This window comes from Paraconexibacter sp. (genome assembly GCF_059438195.1).
Window position 1 is genome coordinate 46476 of record NZ_JBLKKY010000017.1, and the last position, 21749, is coordinate 68224.

Genomic DNA, 21749 nt, shown 5'->3' on the forward strand with positions numbered 1-21749 from the left:
CCGCCACACCTACGGCAGGACCTGCTTCGCGTCCTGCTCGCCGCGCAGCCCGCGGGACTCGGAACCCGTGTACTGGATCGAGAGCTGGCCGCCGAGGAGGGCCGCGGCGAGCGGGAGCGGCTCGTCGAGCGTCCACTCGCCGTCGTCGATCCGCGCGGTGAAGTCGGGGGTGAGGAGCGAGCCGTCGGCGCCCATGTGCTCGAGCCGGATCCGCACGACGCCGGCCGCGTTCCCGGCGATCGTGCCGCCGACGCGCAGGCGGCCGCCGGCGATCTCGGCCTTCGTGCGGCGCAGGCGCGACCGGTCGCCGCCGGCGCGGAGGCGGACTTCGTCCTCGCGGACGCGGTCGTTGCCCGCGTACTCGATCTCGAGGATGCCCGTCGTCTTGTCCTGCGACGTGGGCAGCCGGCGGCGGAAGCGGATCGTGCCGTCCTCGATGTCGGCGGTGAACCGGGTCGTGCGGCCGGAGGAGCGGTAGCTCACGCTCACCTCGCCGGTGGCGCGCCTCGTGATGCGGGCGAGGACGTCGAGCGTGTTGCGAGTCGAGCCCTCGTCGACGTCCGCCCGCTCGACCTGGAGCTTCGCCGGGCTCTTGAGGACCTCCGCCGACGGCGTGAACGCGGGCGCGGGGACGGGTGCAGGCACCTGCGCGGCGGTCGGGATGGGGGCGGGGGTCGGCGCGGGGGCGGGAGCGGGAGTCGACGCGGGAGTCGGCTCTGGCGCCGGCGCCGGCGCGGGTTCGGGCGTCGGCTCGGGCGCGGGCTCGGGCGCCGCCTCCTCGCCGGCGACCGGCAGCGCCTCGCCGATGACCGACTCGATCCAGGCTCGCATCGCGCGCGTCTCCGTGTAGAGGCCCTCGACGCCGCCGCCGTTCGAGCACGGGAAGGGTCCGCGGCTCACGATGCCGATCTGCACGAGGGCGTCCGACGCGCTCCCGAAGAGCGGTCCGCCGCTGTCGCCGGAGCACGACGAGGACGGGGGCGTCGCGGACGGGAGCGCCTCGGTGCAGATCTCGATGTCGCCGTCGGGCAGGCCGCAGCTCGGCGATGCGTCGTCCTGCACGAGGACGTCGAGCTTGCGGAGCTCGGGCGCGAAGGTCGTCGCGTCGGCGTCCGTGGAGCCGTAGCCGACGACGGTCGCCGGGGTGCCGGCGGCGGAGAGTGAGAGGTCGTCGGACGCGGGGATCCGGACGGTCGGCGCCTCCGGCATCGCCGCGGAGAGCTTCACGAGCGCGACGTCGTACGGGCCGCCCGCGCCGGGGTCGTAGGACGGGTGGGGGACGATCGAGCTCACGGTGCGGGCGCGGAGCACGTCGACGGTCGAGAGGTCGCCGGGGTCGACGACGACGCGGGTCCACGCCGGGTCGTCCAAGCTGGTGAAGCAGTGTGCGGCGCTGAGCACCCATTCGGGATGGACCAGCGAGCCGCCGCAGTAGTGGGCGTCGAACTCCGTCGAGATCCACGAGGCGCCGACCGAGACGACGCCGGGGTACTGCTCCTTCGTCGCGAGGTCGCCGCCGACGATGCGCGCGGAGACCTCCGCCCGCGCGGGGGCGGCCGGGAGGAGGGCGAGCGCGAGCGCGCCCGTGGCGACGAGCTTCTTCATCCGTCCAGGGATCGGCCGCGACACGCGGGGACTGAACGTGCCTGGACGGACGAACGGACCCCCAGGGGGCGTATCCTGTGTGGTCATGCCCGTGACCGGACCGCCCACCGACGCCGACCTCGCGCCGACGTCCTTCATCGACTCAGACCACCCGGACGTCGTCGCCTTCGCCGAGCGCGTGACGGCCGGCGCACAGAGCGACGCGGAGCGCGCCCGTCGCCTGTTCGCGGCCGTGCGGGACGAGATCCGCTACGACCCGTACACGCTGCCGACCGGTCCCGAGGAGTACCACGCGAGCCACGTGCTGCGGGCCGGCAGGGCGTACTGCGTGCCGAAGTCGGTCGTCCTCGCCGCATCGGCCCGCGCGGTCGGGATCCCGGCGCGCCTCGCGTTCGCCGACGTCCGCAACCACCTGCAGACCGAGCGCCTCCGCGAGGAGATGGGGACCGATCTCTTCGTCTGGCACGGGTACGCGACGCTCTGGCTCGATGGCACCTGGCGCAAGGCGAGCCCGGCGTTCAACAGCGAGCTCTGCGAGCGCTTCGGCGTCGAGCCCCTCGACTTCGACGGGACCGCGGACGCGCTGCTGCACCAGTTCTCCGGGGACGGCTCCCGCTACATGGAGTACGTCACCGACCACGGCATGTTCGAGGACCTCCCGCTCGACACCCTCGTGCGCGAGCTTCGCGCCGCCTATCCGAAGCTCACGACCCTCAACTCCGGGGTCACGCCGGACGCCGGGCCCGCATGACCTGAGCGGCAGGGCGTCGGCGCGCGTCGAGCGCAGTTGACACGTGTCAGCCGACGCGGGTACGGTCGAGGACGACCGTCGCCCGAGAGGAGAGGGAGCAATGGGAGATCGACCGAGCGCGTGCGTCGTCGGCGCGGGGATCAGCGGGCTCACGACGGGAAAGAACCTCGGCGACTACGGCATCCCGTACGAGTGCTTCGAGCTCTCCGACCGCGTCGGCGGCAACTGGGCCTTCCGCAACCCGAACGGGAAGTCGAGCGCCTACGCGTCGCTCCACATCGACACGTCGAAGGACCTCCTCTCCTTCCACGACTACCCGATGCCGGAGTCCTTCCCGGACTTCCCGCACCACTCCGAGATCAAGGCGTACCTCGACGACTACGCCGACGTCTTCGGCCTCCGCGAGCGGATCCGCTTCGGGAACGGCGTCGAGCACGCCCGCCGGCTCGACGGCGGCGGGTGGGAGGTCCGCACGCAGGACGGCGAGACCCGGCCGTTCGACGTGCTCGTCGTCGCCAACGGCCACCACTGGGACCCGCGCTGGCCGGACTTCCCCGGCGAGTTCACGGGGCTGGAGATGCACTCGCACGAGTACATCTCCCCGACCGATCCGCACGACCTCGCCGGCAAGCGGATCCTCGTCGTCGGGATCGGCAACAGCGCGGCCGACATCGTCAGCGAGCTCTCGCAGAAGGCGTGGGGCAACGAGGTGACGATCTCGACGCGCTCCGGTGCGTGGGTCATGCCGAAGTACGTCTTCGGGATGCCGCTCGACCGGCTCGCGAGGACGCTCCCGTACGTCCCGCTCTCCGTCCAGCGCCGACTCGTGCGCGGGCTTCCGCGGCTCGTCTCCGGCCGCCCCGAGGACTACGGGCTGCCCCGTCCGAACCACAACTTCCTCGAGGCGCACCCGACGGCGTCGAGCGAGCTGCTCCTGCGCCTCGGCTCCGGTGACGCCGTCGCGAAGCCGAACGTCAGCCGCCTCGACGGCTCGACCGTCCACTTCGAGGACGGCACGTCGGCGGAGTTCGACGCGATCGTCTACGCCACGGGCTACAACATCACGTTCCCGTTCCTCGACGAGGACCTCCTCAGCGCGCCCGGCAACGTGCTGCCGCTCTACAAGCGGATCTTCTCGCCCGACATCGACGACATCGTCCTCGTCGGGTTCGCGCAGGCGATCCCGACGCTGTTCCCGTTCGTCGAGGTCCAGGCCCGCCTCGTCGCGCGCTACCTCGCGGGCACCTACCGGCCGCCCGCCCCGGACGAGATGCGGGCGACGATCGCCGCGGACGAGGCGAAGTACGTCGGGCACTACAACGCGAGCGCCCGCCACACCCAGCAGATCGACTACTTCGACTACGACCGCGACATCCACCATCGCGAGATCCCCGCGGGCCGCCGGCGGGTCGCCGATCTCGGTCCCGTGCCGCTCGCCGGGCGCGCATCGCGGGCAGGTGCCCATGCCGCCTGAGGCCGCCGCGCTGCCGGGCCTCCCGGGCCGCCGACCGCCGTCGAAGGGCGAGCGGCGGCGGGCGGAGCTGATCGCCGCGCTCGCCGCGCTCCTCGAGGAGCGGCCGCTCGCCGAGATCGGCGTCGGCGACATCACCGAGCGGGCGGGGGTCGGGCGGTCGGCGTTCTACTTCTACTTCCCGAGCAAGGAGGCGGCGGTCACCGAGGTCCTCCGCGGGCTCGCGGACGAGATCCTCGGCGACGCCCAGGCGTTCCTCGCGGGCGACGCCGACGACCCGGCCGCGGCCGTCCGCGAGGCGCTCGCCGGGACCGCGAAGGCGTGGGTGGCCCATCGCCATCTCGTGCTCGCGATGCTCGACGCCGCGGCGGGCGACGACGACGTCCGCGCGCTCTGGGAGCAGTGGATGGACGTGTTCCGCGCGCCGCTCACCGAGCGCATCGCGGCCGAGCAGCAGGCGGGCCGCGCGACGACCGCCGCGGCGCCCGAGCGCCTCGCCGACGTCCTGCTCTCGATGAACGAGCGATCTCTCGAGCGCCACCTGCGCGACGAGATCCCCGACCGACCGGCGGCGACCCAGGCGGTCGTCGACGCCCTCACCGCCGTCTGGCTGACCACGATCTACGGAGGAGACCCATGACCACACCCGCCGATGTCCGCTTCCCGTCCGGTGACGACATGTGCGCCGCCTGGCACTACACCGGGGAGGGCGAGGACCTCGCCGGCGAGCGCGGCCGGCCCTGCGTCGTCATGGCGCACGGCTTCTCCGGCACCCGCGACACGGGGCTCGTCGGCATCGCCGAGGGCCTCGCCGCCGCCGGCACCGACGTCCTCCTCTTCGACTACCGCCACTTCGGCGCGAGCGAGGGCGAGCCCCGCCAGCTCCTCTCCCCGAAGCGACAGCGCGAGGACTACCTCGCCGCGATCGCGCACGCGCGCGCGATGGACGGCGTCGACCCCGACCGCATCGTCGCGTGGGGGACGTCGTTCGCCGGCGGGCACGTCCTCCAGATCGCCGCGACGGACCACCGGCTCGCGGCGACGGTCGCCCTCACGCCTGCGGCCGACGGCTTCGCGGCGCTCCTCGCCATCCTCAAGCGCGAGGGCCCGATGTTCGGCAACCGGCTGACGCTGCTCGGACTCAAGGACGCGATCGGCGCGCTGCGCGGGCGGCCGGCGCTCCTCACGCCCGCGGTCGGGCGCCCGGGCGAGGTCGCGGCGCTCACCGCGCCCGGCGCCTACGAGGGGATGACGGGCATCGCCGGACCGAGCTGGCGCAACGAGGTCGCGTCGCGGATCTTCCTCCAGATCGCCATGTACCGGCCGGGCCGGTTCGCGTCGAAGATCCGCTGCCCGCTCCTCGTCCAGATCGCCGACGAGGATCAGACGGTCCCGCCCGCGTCGTCGATGAAGGCCGCGATCAAGGGGCGCGCCGAGGTGCGTCACTACCCGTGCGACCACTTCGACGTCTACCCCGGGACCGCGTGCGGCGAGGCGGTCGTCGCCCATCAGGTCGCGTTCCTGCGGCGCCACCTCGGCGCGACGACGAGCGCGACGGCGGCCGGGGCGGCGGCATGAGCGCGTCCTTCGTGCACACGTGCGTCCGGGTCGCCGACCCGGACGCGTCCGTGCGCTTCTACGCGGCGCTCGGCTTCGAGCGCCGCGGGCAGCTCAACTTCGACTCGGCGTTCAACGTCTACATGGGTCTTCCGGGCGGCGGCGACACGCTCGAGCTCACGGTGAACGTCGGGCGCGAGCAGCCCTACGACCTCGGCGACGGCTACAACCACATCGCGCTCGCGGTCGACGACATCGACGCGACGCTCGCGGCCGTGAAGCAGGCGGCCGGCGTCGAGCCGGAGAAGCCGCCGTTCCACCCCGGTGGCCGCGACGACCTGCCGCGGATCGCCTTCGTCCAGGACCCCGACGGCTACCGCGTCGAGCTCATCGACGGCGGCCGCTTCGCCACGCCGCAGGACCCGCCGCACCCCTCGCAGCCCTGACCGCGACCCGCTGTGTCGGAATGCGCCCAGGCGCCCGGTGCATTCCGACACACCGCGGGCTCGGGAGGCGGTAGCGTCGGCTGACACCGCGTCGAGAGGAGAGACCGATGACGATCCAGTCCATGCCGTCCTACGCGCACGGCGCGAGCGACGTCCCCCTGCTCGGGGAGACGATCGGGGCGAACCTGGAGCGGACGGTGGCGCGGTGTGGCGATCGCCCGGCGCTGGTCGCGCGTCACCAGGGCATCCGGTGGACCTACGCCGAGCTCGATGCGGAGGTGGATCGGGTCGCGCGCGCGTTGGTGGCGGCGGGCCTGGAGAAGGGCGACCGGGTGGGGATCTGGGCGCCGAACCGGGCGGAGTGGATGGTCGTGCAGTACGCGACGGCGAAGCTCGGGATCGTGCTGGTGAACATCAACCCCGCCTACCGGACGCACGAGCTCGCCTATGCGCTGAAGCAGTCGGGGTGCCGGATGCTCATCGCGGCCTCGTCGTTCAAGACCTCGGACTACGTCGCGATGACCGACGAGGTGCGCGGCGAGCTGCCGGGCCTGGAGCGGGCGGTGTTCTTCGACGACGCCTCGTGGGATGAGCTGCTGGCCGGCGCGGACGGCGTGGACGTCGAGGTCGTGCGGGAGCGCTCGGCGCGCCTCGACCCGTTCGAGGCGATCAACATCCAGTACACGTCGGGGACGACCGGGTTCCCGAAGGGCGCGACGCTCTCGCACCACTCGATCCTCAACAACGGGTACTTCGTCGGCGAGGGCTGCCGGGTGAGCGAGGAGGACCGGATCTGCGTGCCGGTGCCCTACTACCACTGCTTCGGGATGGTGATGGGCAACCTCGCGGCGACCTCGCACGGGGCGTGCGTCGTCCTCCCCGCCGACGCCTTCGAGCCCGGGGCGGTGCTCGACGCGGTGCAGGAGGAGCGCTGCACCGTGCTCTACGGGGTGCCGACGATGTTCATCGCCGAGCTCGAGCATCCCGACTTCGCGAGCTACGACCTCACGTCGCTGCGCACCGGGATCATGGCCGGCTCGCCGTGCCCGGTGGAGACGATGAAGCAGGTGATGGACCGCATGCACATGGCCGAGGTGACGATCGCCTACGGCATGACCGAGACCTCGCCCGTCTCGACGCAGACGCTGCCCGGCGACGACGTCGAGCACCGCACCGCGACCGTCGGGGCGGTCCATCCGCACGTCGAGATCCGCGTGGTCGGCGTGGGCGGGGAATGGGACGGCCTCACGGTCCCGCGCGGCACGCCGGGCGAGTTCTGCACGCGCGGCTACTCGGTGATGCTCGGCTACTGGGACGAGCCCGAGAAGACCGCCGAGGCGATCGACGCGGCGCGCTGGATGCACACCGGCGACCAGGCGGTGATGGGGGAGGACGGCTACGTGAAGATCGTCGGGCGGATCAAGGACATGATCATCCGCGGTGGCGAGAACATCTATCCGCGCGAGATCGAGGAGTTCCTCCTCACCCACCCGCAGATCGTCGACGTCCAGGTCGTCGGCGTCCCCGACGAGCGCTACGGCGAGGAGATCTGCGCCTGGGTCCAGCTCCGCGACGACGCCGAGACCCCCACGGAGGACGAGCTGCGCGAGTTCTGCCGCGGCAAGATCGCCCACTACAAGGTCCCCCGCTACATCCGGCCGACCAGCGAGTTCCCCATGACCGTCACCGGCAAGGTCCGCAAGATCGAGCTGCGACAGCGCGCCGTCGACGAGCTCGGCCTCGCACCCGCCGCCGCCACCGCGTAGGCCGGGGACATCCGTCCAGCGCCCGGCCGCGACCCTCGCGCGCGCGGGTGCGCGCGTCGAGACACGGCTCATGCGCACGCCCGCACCCGCGGCGCTCGTCGCCGTGCTCGCCGCCGTCCCGCTCGCGCTCGCCTCGCCCGCATCCGCGCAGGTCCCGCTCGATGAGGCCCCGCCGGTCGCCGTCCCCGAGACCGGGTGGGTGGACGACGGCGAGTGGTGGGACGACGGCGAGGACCTCCGCCCCGAGGAGCCCGCGCCCGAGCCGGAGCCGGAGATGCCCGAGACCCGCATGAAGGTCGTGAAGGGGACGAAGGCGAAGATCCGGCCGGACGGGACCGCGGCGATCCCCCACGGGGCGCCGAAGCGCGTGCGCGACATGATCAGGGCGGCGAACCGCATCGTCGGCAAGCCGTACAAGTGGGGAGGCGGTCACGCGCGGCTCGAGGACAAGGGCTACGACTGCTCGGGCGCCGTGAGCTACCCCCTCATCAAGACCGGCGTCATGCGCGCGCCGAAGGTGAGCGGCCGGCTCGCGCGCTCGTTCTTCTCCGGCGAGGGCCGGCACGTGACGATCTACGCGAACCGGGGCCACGTCTACATGGAGATCGCCGGCCTGCGCCTCGACACGAGCGCGGTCGGTCACCGGTCCGGGACGAAGGGCGTCGCCTGGCGACCGGTCATCGGCAAGCGCGACGGGTTCCGCGTCCGGCACCCGAAGGGGCTGTGAGCGCCCCTCCGGGTGGGATGACGGGGCGGGATCAGTCGGTCGCCGTGGCGGCTGCGGCCGCCCGGCGGGCCTTCCGCGACCGGCTCCCCGTGAACGCGTAGTCGCGCAGCGGGAACCGCGTCGAGCGCCACTGCACCTCGAGCGTCGGCGCGACGCGGAACGGCGTGTCGCCGTGCGCGTCGTAGTAGTAGCTGTTCGCGGTGCCGCAGTTGCCGTGCACCAGCAGCTGGTGACGGCGTCGCCGCTGCATCGAGGAGAAGTAGCGGTCGTTCGCCTCGCGCCTCACCTCGACGCGCGAGATGCCGCGAGACCTCGCCTCGCCGAGGAGCCTGCCGATGTGGCGGAGCTGGTTCTCGATGAGGGTGAAGTACGAGGCGCCGTTGTACCCGTAGGGCCCGAACACGAAGTGGAGGTTCGGGAACCCCGGCACGCTCACCCCGTGATAGGCCTGGAAGCGGTTCTCCTCCCAGAACGCGGCGAGGTCGACGCCGTCTCGCCCCGCCGTCGGGAAGGGCGGCATGCTCCCGCGCTCGAAGACCTTGAAGCCCGTCGCGAGGACGAGGACGTCGATCTCGTGGTGCGTCCCGTCCGCGACGGTGATCCCCGTCTCCGTGATGCGCTCGATCGGCGTCGTCTCGAGCGACACGTTGTCGCGGTTGTAGGTCTCGAGGTACGTGTTGTGGAACGCCGGGCGCTTGCATCCGAGGTCGTAGTCGGGGGTGAGCTTGGCCCGCGTCTCGGGGTCGTGCACCTGCCGCTCGAGCTTCCGGCGCGCGATCTTCTCGGCGAAGGCCGCGCTCGGGATGAGCTTCGGGAAGTGGAGCGCGAGCGGGAACTCGAGCTCGACGAGCGCCTGGCTGAGCGCGCGCATGCCGCGCTGCAGGCCGGGGACCTTCTCGAGGAGCCGGCTCGACGTCGCCGAGATCGGCCCGTCGAGCTTCGGCAGGCACCAGATCGGCGTCCGCTGGAAGACGGTGAGGTGGGCGACGTCGGGCGCGATCGCCGGGATGAGCTGCACCGCCGAGGCGCCCGTCCCGATGACCGCGACCCGCTTGCCGCGGAGGTCGAGGTCGTGATCCCACCGCGAGGTGTGGACCGTCTCGCCGGCGAAGACGTCGAGGCCCTCGATGTCGACGGGCTTGGGCTGCGAGAGCGCGCCGGTCGCGATGACGACGTGCCGGGCCACGATCTCGTCGCCCGCGTCCGTGCCGAGCCGCCACGTGTCGGTCGCCTCGTCGAAGTCCGCGGACGTGATGCGCGTGCCGAAGCGCATCCGCGGGCGGATGCCGTAGCGGTCGACGATCCCCTGGGCGTACCCGCGCAGTTCCTCGCCGGGGGCGTACACGCGCGACCAGTCCGCCCGGGGGGCGAAGGAGTACTGGTAGCTGAACGACGGGATGTCGACCGCGACCCCGGGGTAGCGGTTCCAGTGCCAGGTCCCGCCGACGTCGTCGCCCTCTTCGACGACGAGGTAGTCGTGGAGGCCCAGCTCGTCGAGCTTGATCGCGGCGGCGATGCCGCTGAACCCCGCGCCGACGACGACGACCTCGTGGTCGGCGGTCGCGGGGACGACGGCGTCGTCGACGGCAGGTGCGTCGATCGTGGTCATGCGGCTCCTCTCTCTCCTCGTCGGCGGGGGCGCGCCGGCCCCCGCCAGTGATGAGATCGACCGTAACCGCAGGACTCGACAGGTGTCAAATCCTCCTGGCGGCCGTCAGGTGCCGCGGAAGGCGGGGACCCGCTTCTCGTTGAACGCGGTGATCCCCTCGTGGGCGTCGAGGGTGCGGCCCGTCCGGTCCATCGCCGCGGTCTCCGCGGCGTACCCCTCGGCGATGGTGCGGTCCCAGGACGCGCGCAGGTTGCTGCGCATCTCCGCGAGCCCGGCGGGCGCCCCCGCGGCGAGCTGCGCCGCGAGCGCCTCCGCGCGCGGGAGCAGCTCCTCCTCGGGGACGACCTCGGTGACGAGACCCCACTCGAGCGCCGTCTCGGCGTCGATGACCCGCCCGCTGAAGGTCATCTCCTGCGCCCGCCGGAGGCCGATGAGCCGCGGGAGCCACCACGAGCTGCCCCCGTCGCCGCTGAGCCCGAGCTTGACGAAGCCTGAGGCGAACTTGGCCTGGGGGGAGGCGATGAGCATGTCGGCGACCCACGCGATCCCGAGCCCGCCGCCCGCGATCGGCCCGCCGACGGCGCCCACGACGGGCACCGGGGCGGAGGCGAGCCGCAGGAGCGCGTCGTGGAACGGCACGACGAGCTCGGCGAGCGCGTCCCCGAGCTGCTCCGCCTCGACGTTGAGCCACCGGAGGTCGCCGCCGACGGTGAAGTGGCGGTGCTCGGCCGCGATGAGGACGGCCCGCACGTCGTCCGGGCGGGCGCGCTCCTCGATCTCGGCCACCACGTCGCCGAGCGCGTCGATCATCGCCTTGTCGATCGCGTTCCCCTCCGCGACGCGCACCAGCGTCATCCGCGCGATGCCGTCCTCGACCTCGAGGCTGATCCGGTCCGGGGCGCTCATGCCGCCACCGTCCAGCGGGCCGTGTCCGTCACCTGGCGCAGCTCGACGAGCCGGCCCCGGCGCGCACGCCAGAGGTGCATGAAGGCCGCGTCGACCTCGTGGCCGGTCGCGCGCTCGGTCCCGCGGTAGCTCCCGCGGACGAGCAGGCGGCCGTCCTCGCAGCGCACCGTCTCGTCCGGCTGCGGTCGCACGGCGAAGGCGCGGCCGATCGCCCACCACCCGTCCTCGCGGGCGGCGGCGGGGCCCTCGTGCCGGCCGCCGCCGGCCGGCATGCCGTCGGCGAAGACCCCCACGAAGTCGGGGGCGAGCAGCGTGTCGAGCGCGTCCGCGTCGCCCCGGTCGAGGGCGGCGTAGAGCTCGCGCGTGAGGTCCTCGATCATCGCCTCAGAGCCCATAGGTCTTCCCGATGACGTCGAGCATGATCTCGTCGGCGCCCGCGCCGATCCGGTAGAGCCGGAGGTCGCGGAGGATGCGCTCCACCGTATACTCCTTCATGTAGCCGGCGCCCCCGTGGATCTGGACGCACTGGTCGGCGACGTCCCAGGCGACCTGCGACGCCTTGAGCTTCGCCATCGAGATCTCGCGCACGTTGTAGGCGCCGTTCGCGTAGTCGCGGGCGACGGCGTAGATGAACTGGCGCGTCGCCTCGAGCTCCATCGCCATGTCGGCGAACTTGTGGCGGATGGCCTGGTGGTTGCCGATCGGCTTGCCGAACGTCTTGCGCTCGAGCGCGTACTCGAGGGTCTTGTCGAACGCGAGCTGGGCGTAGGCGAGGCAGCCGGCGGCGGCGATCGCGCGCTCGGCCTGCAGCTCCCACATGATGTGCTGGAAGCCCTTGCCGACCTCGCCGAGGACGGCGCTCGCCGGGACGCGGACGTCCTGGAAGGCGAGCAGCGCCGTGTCGGACGCCTTCATGCCCATCTTCTCGAGCTTCTGCTCGCGGACGACGCCCGGGGTGTCCATCGGGACGAGGAAGAGCGTGAACCCGCCGTGCCCGGCGTCCGGGTCCGTCTTCGTGACGAGGACGATCATCGAGGCGCGGTGGCCGTTCGTGATGTAGGTCTTCGAGCCGTTGATGACGTACTCGTCGGCCGCCGGGTCGTAGACCGCGCGGGTCTTGATGCCCGCGACGTCCGACCCCGCGTCGGGCTCGGTGATCCCGAGCGCGAAGATCTCGCGGCCGGCGATCCCCTCCGGGAGGTAGCGGCGCCGCTGCTCCTCGGTGCCGAACTCGTGGAGAGGCGGCATGACCATGTCGGTGTGGACCGAGAGGCCCATGAGGAAGCCGCCGCTGCCCGCGCGGGCGACCTCCTCGGCGAGGATGATGTTCGTGAAGTAGTCGCCGCCCTGGCCGCCGTACTCCTCCGGCATCGAGAGCCCGAGGAACCCGAGCTCGCCCATGCGCCGGATGATCTCGTCGGGGAACGTGGTCTCCTCCCACTCCTCGACGTGAGGGACGACCTCGCGCGTCATGAACGCGCGGATCGACTCGCGGAGCTGCTCGTGCTCGTCGGTGAAGATCGACGGTCGTGGTCGGGGTGCGGTTGTCGCCATGGCCACATCGTACAGGCTGTACGAAGTGGGTGCTAGGGTTCCCGGCGGTGCCAGAGCAGACGAAGTCGTCCCGCCAGGGCCGCGCCTACTCGCAGCAAGAGGTCGAGGCGCTGCTCGGAGCGGCGCTCGACGAGCTCATGGCGGACGGCACGCCCTTTCGCGACCTCAGCGTGGAGCGCCTCATCGGCCGCGCGGGGATCGCTCGCTCGACCTTCTACAAGTACTTCGACGACAAGTCGTCGATGCTGCGGGCGCTGAGCGCGGGCGCGCTGCGCCGCCTCTACGACGCCCAGCGGCACTGGCTCACCGGGCGGGCGGAGGTCCGCGAGGAGGACGTGCGGGCGGGCATGGACCTGCTGCTGGAGGCCTATCGCGCCGACGAGGTCATCATGCGCGCCGTCGGCGAGGCGTCGCTGTACGACGCCGCGATCCGCGAGGCGTATCTCGACGCGGTCGGCGACTACGCGCGTGCGATCGAGCGGTTCATCCGCCGGGGTCGGCAGGCGGGCACGATCGCGCACGACCTGCCGCCGGCGGAGACCGCCGACGCGCTCGCGTGGATGCTGGAGCGGACGTTCAGCCGGTCGGAGGCGATGGCGACCCCGGCCGGCCGCAGGCGCATCGCCGAGGCGCTCACCCGGATCGTCTGCGTCACCCTGCGCACGCCGTAGGCTGTGGACGTGGCCACGACGACGATCGACGCGGAGGGCCTCTCCGCGCTCCAGCGCGCCGCGAGCGACGGCATCCACCGCATCCCCGTCCCGACGCCCTTCGCGATCGGCGACGTCGGCGTCTATCTCATCGAGGGCGACGAGCCCGCCCTGGTCGATGCGGGGCCGAACTCGGCGACGGCGCTCGGCGCGCTCGAGCTCCGGCTCGCGGAGCGCGGGTACGCGCTCGGCGACATCGCGCGGCTCTTCGTCACCCACCAGCACATCGACCACCTCGGCCTCGCCGGCGAGATCGCCGCGCGATCGGGGACGCGCATCGTCGCGCTCGAGCAGCTCGTGCCGGTGCTGCGTGACTGGACGCACCACGCCGAGCAGGACGACGACGACGCCTTCCTCGTCATGTCGCGCCACGGCGTCGAGCCGCACGTCGCCGAGGCCCTCCACGCGATGGCCTCGGTCGTCCGCGGCTGGGGCGCCCCCGCGACGGTCGCGGAGACGGTCGCCGACGGCGAGACGATCCGGCTCGGCGCTCACGACTTCGACGTCCACTGGCTCCCGGGGCACTCGCCCTCCGACACCGTGCTCCACGACAAGGCCCGGCGCATCGTCATCGCGGGGGACCACCTCCTCAAGGACATCTCGTCCAACGCGCTCATCGCCCGCCCGCTCGGCCGGTGGGACGGTCGCCGCCCGAAGCCGCTCATCGCCTACCGGGAGTCGCTGCGCCGCAGCCGCGAGCTCGAGGCCGACATCGTCCTCGGCGGCCACGGCGGGCCGGTCACCGACCACCGGACGCTCATCGACGCCCGCCTGCGGTCCCAGGAGCGTCGCGCCGAGCAGTTCCTCGAGCTGCTCGGCGATCGTGCGCTGACCGCGCACGAGATCGCGACCGAGAAGTGGGGCGAGGTCGCGATCAAGCAGGTCTTCCTCACGCTCTCGGAGGTCATCGGGCACCTCGACCTCCTCGCCGCGGACGGGCTGGTGGAGGAGGACCGCAGCGAGCACGTCGTCCGCTTCCGCCGCACCTGAGGCAGCCCTGACCGGCCGAACCGGATTCCTGCGGCGCCAGGGCGCCGCAGGAATCCGGTTCGGGCCTCCCCGGGCGGGCTCAGCCGGCGCTGACGCCCATGCCGCCGCTGACGCCGAGCGCCTCGGCGGTGACGAACGAGGCCTCCTCGGCGCAGAGGAACGCCGCGGCGGCCGCGACCTCGTCGGTCGTCCCGAGGCGCCGCAGGAGCGTGCCGTCCTTCATCGCCTGGACCATCTTCTCCCCGACCTCGGGGACCTGGCGGGCCGCCTCGGTGAGCGGCGTGTCGATGGGGCCGACGACGAGCGTGTTGCAGGTGATGCCGTAGCGGGCGTTCTCGCGCGCGATCGACTTCGAGAACGCGATGATCCCGCCCTTCGTCGTCGCGTAGACCGCGTTGCCCTTCGAGCCGATGCGCCCGGCCTCCGAGCCGATGTTGAGGATGCGGCCGTAGCCCGCCTCCTGCATCGCGGGGAGCGCCGCCTGCGTGCACGCGAACATGCCCTCGAGGTTGACGGCGAGCAGGCGGCGCCAGCGCTCGGGCGTCGTGTTCGTGAGGTAGTCGAAGTCGTCGAAGCCCGCGTTGTTGACGAGGACGTCGAGCGTCCCCTGCTCCTTCACGACCGCGATCGCGCGCTCGACGTCGGCGATGTCGACCTCGACGGCGGTCCCGCCGATCTCCCCGGCGACCTGCTCGGCGAGCTCCAGCCCGCGTGCGGCGATGACGACGTGCGCCCCCTCCGCGGCGAGACGCCGCGCGATGCCCTCGCCGATCCCCTTGCTCCCGCCGGTGACGAGCGCCCGGCGGCCCTCGAAGCGCCTCATGCGACGGCCCCGATCTGGAGGAGCACGTCGTGGACGTCCCAGTAGTCGCGGTGCGTCGCGATCCGCCCGTCGTCGGCGAGCGTGCAGAACGCGACGCCCGGGACCGAGAAGCTCTTGCCGCTCGCGGGGTGGACGGTGTCGCGGACCTTCATCGGGCCGCTCGCGGTGCCCGACCACGTCCACGTGGCCGCGAAGCCGTCGTCGTCGCCGTGCGCCTCGTGGAACTCGATGAGCCCGTCGGGGGTGAACGTCTCCATGAAGCGGTGGAAGCGGCGGATCTCGTCGTGGCCGTGGAACGCGAGGTCGGAGCCGACGTCGGTGTAGACCGCGTCCTCGGTCATGAGCGCGAGGAGTCCGTCGAGGTCCTCGGACCACGCGCGGCCCCACTCCGCGAGGAAGCCGTCGTCGCCGTAGCGCACCGGGCGGTCACCGCCCCTCGTAGTTCGGCGAGCGCCGCTCGATGACGGCGGCGAGTCCCTCGCGCGAGTCGTGGGTGCCGGAGAGCTCGCTCACGGTCCGCGCCTCGTCGGGGAGGACGGCGTCGAAGGACGAGCCCGCCCCGCTCCACAGCAGGCGCTTCGTCGCCGCGATCGCCTTCGTCGGCCCGTTCGCGAGCTCGGTCGCGAGCTCGAGCGCCTTCTCGTGGATCTCGTCGTCGGGGACGACGCGGGTGACGATGCCGAGGTCGAGCGCCTCCTGGGCGCCGATCATCGGGTTCGTGAGCGCGATGTCCATCGCCCGGCGCAGGCCGACGAGGCGGGGCAGCGTGAAGGACTGGCCGGCGTCGGGGGCCATCCCCACCCGCGTCGCGCCGAGCATGAACCGCGTCGACTCGCCGGCGACGACGATGTCGGCGGCGAGCGCGTAGCCCATCCCGCCGCCGCCGGTCGCCGCGCCCTGCACGGCGGCGACGACGGGCGCCTCGAGGTGGACGAGCCCGCTCGCGACGACGTGGAGCTGCGCCGTGAGGATGCGGAGGTGGTCGGGGAGCTGCTCGCCCTTGGAGGCGAACTCGCGGACGTCGCCCCCGCCGCAGAAGTTCTTCCCGCGACCGGAGAACAGGACGCAGCGCACGCGCGCATCCCCCTGGATCTCCGTCACGGCGTCGACGAGCGCGGAGAGCAGGTCGCCGCTGAGGGCGTTCGACTGGTCCGGGCGGTTGAGCGTGAGGTGCGCGATCCCGTCGCGCACCTCGAGCAGGACGGGGTTCTCGTCGGTCATCGGGTGGCGCCTCCTCGGCGATCGCTGAACGCGTCCATGGATCCCTCGCCGGCGATGTGCTCGACGACGCGGCGGCGCTCGAGCGCGAGCCCCTCGTCGAGCGGGAGGGCGAGTCCTTCGTACACGAGGGCCTTCGCGCGGGCGAGCGCGACGGGGTCTTTCGCGGCGAGCGTGCCGGTGAGCTCGTCGACCGCGGCGCCGAGCTCGTCGGCCGGGACGGCGCGCAGCGCGAGGCCGAGGGCCGCGGCCTCCGATCCGCTCAGCCGCTCGCCCGTGAGGATGTGGGCGAGCGCCCGCTGGCGACCCACCATGCGGGGCAGGCGCTGCGAGCCGCCGCCGCCCGGGATCATCGCGAAGTTGAGGTGGTTGTCGGCGAGGCGGGCCTCGTTGGCGACGACGGCGATGTCGCAGGCCTGCATGAGCTCGAACCCGCCGGCCATCGCGAAGCCCTCGACGGCGGCGACGACGGGCACGGGCAGCTCGGCGATGCACCCGGTCGCGCGGCCGAACGCCTCGAAGAGGCGCTGCATCGCCTCGGGGCCCTCGCCCCGCAGGCGCTCGAGCTCCTTGTAGTCGCCGCCGACGGAGAAGTGGCCGCCCGAGCCGCGGAGGACGACGACGCGCGCATCCGCCGCGGCCCAGCGCAGCGCCTCCTCGAGCTCGGTCGCGAGCGCGATCGTGATCGCGTTCATCGCGTCGGGCCTGTCGAGGGTGACGTGGGCGACGTCCTCGCGGATCTCGGTGCGCACGACGGGTGCGGACATGGCGGCGACCCTACAGGGTGTCCGGACGCCATGCGCTGAAGCAGTCAGTATGACCGGACAAACTGTCTGATACGGTCCGCGCCATGAGAGACGCCGTCATCGTCGAGGCCGTCCGCTCGCCCGTGGGCAAGCGCGACGGCGGGCTGTCCGGGGTCCACCCCGTCGACCTCTCCGCGCACCTCCTCCGCTCCGTCGCGCAGCGCAGCGGCGTCGACCCCGCCGAGGTGGAGGACGTCGTGTGGGGCTGCGGGGCCCAGGTCGGCGACCAGAGCTTCAACGTCGCGCGCAGCGCCGTCCTCGCCGCCGGCTGGCCCGAGGAGATCCCGGGCGTGACGATCGACCGCCAGTGCGGCTCGTCGCAGCAGGCCGTCCACTTCGCGGCGGCGATGCTCCAGTCCGGGCAGGCGGACGTCGTCGTCGCCGGCGGCATCGAGTCGATGTCGCGGGTCCCGATGGGGGTCTCGGCGAACGGCGGTGAGCCGTACGGCCCCGGTGTCGCCGCCCGCTACGACGGCGTCGTCCCGCACCAGGGCGTCGGCGCGGAGATGATCGCCGAGCGGTGGGGCTTCGGCCGCACCGAGCTCGACGAGTTCGCGCTGTCGTCCCACGAGCGCGCGGCCGCCGCGATCGACGCCGGCCGCTTCGAGGCGCAGATCGCGCCCGTCGAGACCGAGGCCGGCACCGTCGCGGTCGACGAGGGCGTGCGCCGGGGCGGGACGGTCGAGAAGCTCGCGCAGCTCCGGCCGGCCTTCCGCGAGGACGGGACGGTGACCGCCGGCAACGCGTCGCAGATCAGCGATGGCGGGGGCGCGCTCCTCATGACGACCTCCGTTAAGGCGAAGGCCCTCGGCGTCGCGCCGATCGCACGCGTCCACTCCGTCGCGATGGCGGCGACCGACCCGGTCATCATGCTCACGGCCCCGATCCCGGCGACCGCGAAGGTCCTCGGTCGCGCCGGCCTGGGGATCGACGACATCGACGCCTTCGAGGTCAACGAGGCGTTCGCCTCCGTCGCTCTCGCGTGGCTCGCCGAGACCGGCGTCGATCGCGACAAGCTCAACCCCGACGGGGGAGCGATCGCGCTCGGCCACCCGATCGGCGGGTCGGGCGCGCGGATCATGACGACGCTCGTGCACCGCCTCCGCGACACCGGCGGGCGGTACGGGCTGCAGACGATGTGCGAAGGCGGCGGGATGGCGAACGCGACGATCGTGGAGGCGCTCGCATGAGCACGCAGACGACGGACACCGACGAGCTGACCGAGTACCGCGCGCGGCTGCGGGCCTGGCTCGACGAGCACGGCGCGGACGCGCCGCCGCGCGAGACGCTCGCGCCGCAGGACGACGCGGCGATCGAGCGGCTGCGGGGCTGGCAGCACGAGCTCGCCGACGCGGGCTACGTCGGCGTGACCTGGCCCGAGGAGCACGGCGGACCGGGCGGGACGCCCGCGCAGGCCGTCGCGGTCGAGCAGGAGCTCGAGGCGCGCGGCATCGCCGGTCCGTTCGACTTCATCGGCATCGGCATGGTCGGCCCGACGATCATGACCCACGGCTCGCCGGAGCAGCAGGAGCGCTTCCTGCGCCCGCTGCGCCGCGGCGAGGAGTTCTGGTGCCAGCTCCTCTCCGAGCCCGGGGCGGGCTCCGACCTCGCGAACGTCCAGACGCGGGCGCGCCGGCAGGACGACGGCACCTGGCTCGTCGACGGGCAGAAGGTGTGGACGTCGTTCGCCCGCAGCGCGCGGTGGGGCATCCTGCTCGCGCGCACCGACCCGGAGGTCGCGAAGCACAAGGGCCTCACGATGTTCGCCGTCCCGATGGACGCCGACGGCCTCACGATCCGTCCGCTGCGGCAGATCACCGGTGACGCCGAGTTCAACGAGGTCTTCCTCGACGGCGTGACGCTCCCCGAGGACGCGGTCATCGGGGAGGTCGGAGCAGGCTGGAAGGTGGCGCTCACGATGCTCGGGTTCGAGCGCGTCGCGGTGGGGTCGGGCCTGCACGCGGTGCGTCTCGAGCGCCTCGTCGCGGCGATCGCCGGCGACGAGGAGGCGCGTGAGGACCCCGCGACGCGCGAGCGGCTCGGAGAGGTCGCGAGCGCGCTCCTCGCGCTGCGTCACACGAGCGAGCGGGTGGTGAGCGAGATCGCGTCGGGCCGCGTGCCGGGCCCCGAGGCCGGCCTCATCAAGATCTCGAGCGTCCTCGAGTCCCTCGACGCGTGCCGCTTCGCGGTCGACGCCCTCGGCCCCGACGCGCTCGTCGACGGCGAGTGGGGCCACCAGGTCTCGATGCTCCCGGGCGTGCGCTCGGCGGGTGGCACCGAGGAGATCCTGCGCAACGTCATCGGCGAGCGGTTCCTCGGACTGCCGCCCGAGCCCCGTCCGACCGCCTGACCACCGGAGACCGCATGTACCTCCCCCTCACCGACGAGCAGACCTTCCTCCGCGAGGCGGCGACCGACGCCCTCTCGCGGCACCGGACGGTCGAGGCGGCGCGCGACGTCCTCGACGGCGGCGACTACCCCGACCTCTGGGCGACCGCGTGCGAGGCGGGCTGGACCGGCCTGCTCACGAGCGAGGACGCCGGCGGCGTCGGCCTCGGCGTCGCCGAAGCGGCGCTCGTCCTCGAGGAGTGCGGGCGCACCCTCGCCGACGCGCGGCTCCTGGGCCACCTGCCGGCGTGTGCGCTGCTGGAGGCGGCGGGCGCCGACGCGGATCTCCGCGGCTCCCTCGCGGCCGGCGAGAGGCGCGCGGTGCTCGTCGACGGCCGGCTCGGCGAGCGACCGCGTCCGCTGCGCGCCGACGCGACGACCGTGAGCGGCCACGTCCGCGCGGTGATCGACGCCCCGGGCGCCGACGTCCTCGTCGTCGTCGCCGAGACGGCGGAGGGGGCCGATGTCGCTCTCCTCGTCGACGCAGGCGCCGCCGGCGTCACGGTGAGCGGCCAGGTCGCCTACGACGGCACGCGCGCGCTCGCGGAGGTCACGCTCGACGGCGCCGCCGCCGAGCGTCTCGCGGTCGACGAGGCTCGGGTCCGCGACGGCCGCGACCTCCAGCGCGCGCTCCTCGCCGCCGAGTCCGTCGGCACCGCCGACGCCGCGATGCGGATGGCCCGCGACTACGCCGTCGACCGCGTCGCGTTCGGTCGTCCGATCGGCTCCTACCAGGCGATCAAGCACGAGCTCGTCGAGATGCTGCGCCTCGTCGAGGGCGCGCGGTCGCTCGTCCACGCGGCGGGTGACGCGTGGGCGGCGGACCGTGCCGGCTTCGCCGCGCTCGCGAACGCGGCGCGGGTCGAGGCGATCCGGGCGCTCGACGAGTGCGCGCCGGAGAACATCTTCATCCACGGCGGCATCGGCGCGACGTGGGAGCACGACGCGATGCTCCCCTACCGCCGCGCCGAGGTGTCCCGTCGGCTGGCGGGCGGCAAGCGCGCCGCGGCGCAGGACGTCGCGGCCGCGCTGCTGGGGGCGCCCTGATGATCGCCGTCGTCGGCGGAGGCGTCGCCGGCGCCGCCGCCGCCCGCGCCCTCGGCGAGCGCGGGCACGACGTGACGATCCTCGAGGCGGGGGACGCGCTCGGCGGGCGCGCACGGACCGTCGACCGCGACGGCTGGTCCGTCGACACCGGCGCCGTCTACCTCCTCAGCTTCTACCCGCGCACGCTCGAGCGCCTCACGGCCATCGGGGGCGCCGGCATCCTGCGGGACTGGGGGCCGGGAACTCGCCTGTGGGACGGCGAGCGCCACCACCACGTCCGCTACGACTTCCTCCCGAGCTTCCTGCGGCTGCCGGGCCTCACCTGGCGGGACAAGGCGCGGCTCGTCCGCAAGGGCCTCGGCTGGGTCGTCGGCTCCGGGCCGGATCCCTACGACACGGACAGCTGCGCGGAGTGGGATGACGGACAGGACATCGACACGTGGTCGCGCGGCGAGCTCGGCGACGCGGTCCACGAGCATCTCGTGCGGCCCTGGATCGAGCCCGCGTTCGGCGTCGGGTGCGAACAGCTCTCGACGCCGTTCCTGCGCGGCGTCCTGCGCAACGCCCACCGCGCCCGCTTCAGCGTCCCGCGCGACGGCATGGGCGCGATCGCGCCTCTCCTCGCGGGCGACACGCGGGTCGAGCTCGGCCGGCGGGTCGCGGGCCTCTCCCCGCGCGCGGACGGGGTGCGCGTCCACACCGCCGAGGGGGACGTGGACGTCGACGGCGTCGTCGTCGCCACGGACGCCGTAGACGCCGCCCGCATCGTGGACGGCGCCGTGGAGGGGCCGCTGCGCGACGCGATCGCCGCGGCGCCCTACTCGACGATGGTGCACGTCACGTGCGGGTGGGACGAGGACCCCTGGCCGGACCTCGAGGCCGACCTCGCCCTCCCGGTCGCACCGGGCCGCCATCCGGTGGTCGGGGTCATCCTCCACGGTCGCAAGCGCCCGGAGGCCGTCCCGGCGGGCGGCCAGCTCGTCGACGTCTACTGCGACGACACGCTCTCGCGTGACGGGACGGACGCCGAGATCGGAAGCGCGGCCCTCGCCGCGATCGACGAGCTGCTCGGCACCGCCCCGCCGCCGACCTTCGTCGAGCTCCACCGCTGGGAGCGCGCGCTCGCCCTCTCCCCACCGGGTCACTACGCGGCCCGCGCCCGGGTCCGCGACGCGATGCCGCCGACGATCCGGCTCGCGGGGGACCACCTCGCCCACCTCGGGATCGAGACCGCGGTCGTCACGGGGGAGCGCGCGGCGGCGGACCTCGATGCGGCCTTGCGCCGCGGCGCCCGGCCCGCGGCCGTCGGCGGGTGACGGTCTAGCTGTAGTTCCTGAGCACGTTGTTCATCCGGTCCTCCTTGGAGGCTGGTGGT

22 protein-coding genes are annotated in these 21749 nt (G+C 73.3%); 13 read left to right on the plus strand and 9 right to left on the minus strand.

The features are described 5' to 3' along the window. Nucleotides 1–9 precede the first annotated feature (9 nt). A complete protein-coding gene (locus ACME2J_RS08290; RefSeq protein ID WP_495544423.1) occupies nucleotides 10–1605 on the minus strand; it encodes a S1 family peptidase in 1596 nt (531 codons plus the stop codon). Between the two features lie 85 nt (nucleotides 1606–1690). Between ACME2J_RS08290 and ACME2J_RS08295 the strand changes: the two genes are divergently transcribed. The 7 genes from ACME2J_RS08295 (at nucleotide 1691) to ACME2J_RS08325 (ending at nucleotide 8323) form a co-directional block, all read left to right on the plus strand. Continuing rightward, on the plus strand, nucleotides 1691–2356 hold the full coding sequence (locus ACME2J_RS08295) for a transglutaminase-like domain-containing protein (protein ID WP_495544424.1): 666 nt from the start codon (nucleotides 1691–1693) through the stop codon (nucleotides 2354–2356). Between the two features lie 100 nt (nucleotides 2357–2456). Continuing rightward, complete coding sequence (locus tag ACME2J_RS08300) at nucleotides 2457–3830, plus strand: flavin-containing monooxygenase (RefSeq protein WP_495544425.1); 1374 nt, start codon at nucleotides 2457–2459, stop codon at nucleotides 3828–3830. Then, entirely contained in the window at nucleotides 3820–4467 is a 648-nt protein-coding gene (locus ACME2J_RS08305; protein WP_495544426.1) for a TetR/AcrR family transcriptional regulator, read from the plus strand. Before ACME2J_RS08300 ends, ACME2J_RS08305 begins: the two co-directional genes overlap by 11 nt. Continuing rightward, entirely contained in the window at nucleotides 4464–5405 is a 942-nt protein-coding gene (locus ACME2J_RS08310; protein ID WP_495544427.1) for an alpha/beta hydrolase, read from the plus strand. Before ACME2J_RS08305 ends, ACME2J_RS08310 begins: the two co-directional genes overlap by 4 nt. Next, a complete protein-coding gene (locus tag ACME2J_RS08315; protein WP_495544428.1) occupies nucleotides 5402–5830 on the plus strand; it encodes a VOC family protein in 429 nt (142 codons plus the stop codon). Before ACME2J_RS08310 ends, ACME2J_RS08315 begins: the two co-directional genes overlap by 4 nt. A gap of 107 nt (nucleotides 5831–5937) precedes the next feature. Then, nucleotides 5938–7596 (plus strand): AMP-binding protein, encoded by a 1659-nt coding sequence (locus ACME2J_RS08320; RefSeq protein WP_495544429.1) that lies wholly within the window; start codon nucleotides 5938–5940, stop codon nucleotides 7594–7596. Nucleotides 7597–7666: 70 nt separating this feature from the next. Next, nucleotides 7667–8323, plus strand: coding sequence for a hypothetical protein (locus tag ACME2J_RS08325; protein WP_495544430.1), 657 nt, complete (start codon nucleotides 7667–7669; stop codon nucleotides 8321–8323). 31 nt (nucleotides 8324–8354) lie between these two features. On the opposite strand, the gene ACME2J_RS08330 is transcribed toward ACME2J_RS08325, so the two are convergent. The 4 genes from ACME2J_RS08330 to ACME2J_RS08345 all read right to left on the minus strand — a co-directional run bounded on the left by ACME2J_RS08330 (nucleotide 8355) and on the right by ACME2J_RS08345 (nucleotide 12392). Beyond that, entirely contained in the window at nucleotides 8355–9932 is a 1578-nt protein-coding gene (locus ACME2J_RS08330) for a flavin-containing monooxygenase (protein ID WP_495544431.1), read from the minus strand. A gap of 105 nt (nucleotides 9933–10037) precedes the next feature. Continuing rightward, complete coding sequence (locus ACME2J_RS08335) at nucleotides 10038–10838, minus strand: enoyl-CoA hydratase/isomerase family protein (RefSeq protein ID WP_495544432.1); 801 nt, start codon at nucleotides 10836–10838, stop codon at nucleotides 10038–10040. Beyond that, entirely contained in the window at nucleotides 10835–11218 is a 384-nt protein-coding gene (locus tag ACME2J_RS08340; RefSeq protein WP_495544433.1) for a nuclear transport factor 2 family protein, read from the minus strand. Before ACME2J_RS08340 ends, ACME2J_RS08335 begins: the two co-directional genes overlap by 4 nt. 4 nt (nucleotides 11219–11222) lie before the next feature. After that, nucleotides 11223–12392 (minus strand): acyl-CoA dehydrogenase family protein, encoded by a 1170-nt coding sequence (locus ACME2J_RS08345; protein WP_495544434.1) that lies wholly within the window; start codon nucleotides 12390–12392, stop codon nucleotides 11223–11225. 47 nt (nucleotides 12393–12439) lie between these two features. Here ACME2J_RS08345 and ACME2J_RS08350 point away from each other — a divergent pair, with 47 nt between their 5' ends. After that, nucleotides 12440–13063, plus strand: coding sequence for a TetR/AcrR family transcriptional regulator (locus tag ACME2J_RS08350; protein ID WP_495544435.1), 624 nt, complete (start codon nucleotides 12440–12442; stop codon nucleotides 13061–13063). Nucleotides 13064–13072: 9 nt separating this feature from the next. Further along, nucleotides 13073–14092, plus strand: a complete 1020-nt coding sequence (locus tag ACME2J_RS08355) for an MBL fold metallo-hydrolase (RefSeq protein ID WP_495544436.1) — start codon at nucleotides 13073–13075, stop codon at nucleotides 14090–14092. Nucleotides 14093–14171: 79 nt separating this feature from the next. Here ACME2J_RS08355 and ACME2J_RS08360 read toward each other — a convergent pair whose 3' ends face one another. From ACME2J_RS08360 to ACME2J_RS08375, 4 genes are read right to left on the minus strand one after another with little or no spacing between them, the layout of a single operon-like run. Further along, on the minus strand, nucleotides 14172–14915 hold the full coding sequence (locus ACME2J_RS08360; protein WP_495544437.1) for an SDR family NAD(P)-dependent oxidoreductase: 744 nt from the start codon (nucleotides 14913–14915) through the stop codon (nucleotides 14172–14174). Continuing rightward, the gene (locus ACME2J_RS08365; RefSeq protein ID WP_495544438.1) at nucleotides 14912–15334 is read right to left on the minus strand and encodes a nuclear transport factor 2 family protein; all 423 of its coding nucleotides are present in this window, start codon (nucleotides 15332–15334) and stop codon (nucleotides 14912–14914) included. The genes ACME2J_RS08360 and ACME2J_RS08365 overlap by 4 nt, the downstream gene beginning before the upstream one ends. Nucleotides 15335–15341: 7 nt before the next feature. Further along, a complete protein-coding gene (locus ACME2J_RS08370; protein ID WP_495544439.1) occupies nucleotides 15342–16136 on the minus strand; it encodes an enoyl-CoA hydratase/isomerase family protein in 795 nt (264 codons plus the stop codon). Then, on the minus strand, nucleotides 16133–16900 hold the full coding sequence (locus tag ACME2J_RS08375; RefSeq protein ID WP_495544440.1) for an enoyl-CoA hydratase/isomerase family protein: 768 nt from the start codon (nucleotides 16898–16900) through the stop codon (nucleotides 16133–16135). The genes ACME2J_RS08370 and ACME2J_RS08375 overlap by 4 nt, the downstream gene beginning before the upstream one ends. An 83-nt stretch (nucleotides 16901–16983) precedes the next feature. Between ACME2J_RS08375 and ACME2J_RS08380 the strand changes: the two genes are divergently transcribed. The 4 genes from ACME2J_RS08380 to ACME2J_RS08395 are packed head-to-tail and all read left to right on the plus strand — an operon-like array spanning nucleotide 16984 to nucleotide 21690. Further along, complete coding sequence (locus ACME2J_RS08380) at nucleotides 16984–18129, plus strand: thiolase family protein (protein WP_495544441.1); 1146 nt, start codon at nucleotides 16984–16986, stop codon at nucleotides 18127–18129. After that, a complete protein-coding gene (locus tag ACME2J_RS08385) occupies nucleotides 18126–19289 on the plus strand; it encodes an acyl-CoA dehydrogenase family protein (RefSeq protein WP_495544442.1) in 1164 nt (387 codons plus the stop codon). The genes ACME2J_RS08380 and ACME2J_RS08385 overlap by 4 nt, the downstream gene beginning before the upstream one ends. Nucleotides 19290–19303: 14 nt before the next feature. Then, nucleotides 19304–20374 carry an acyl-CoA dehydrogenase family protein gene (locus ACME2J_RS08390; RefSeq protein ID WP_495544443.1) on the plus strand — a complete coding sequence of 357 codons (1071 nt, stop codon included), beginning with the start codon at nucleotides 19304–19306 and terminating at the stop codon, nucleotides 20372–20374. Next, entirely contained in the window at nucleotides 20374–21690 is a 1317-nt protein-coding gene (locus tag ACME2J_RS08395; protein WP_495544444.1) for a protoporphyrinogen/coproporphyrinogen oxidase, read from the plus strand. The genes ACME2J_RS08390 and ACME2J_RS08395 overlap by 1 nt, the downstream gene beginning before the upstream one ends. The last annotated feature ends 59 nt before the right edge of the window (nucleotides 21691–21749 follow it).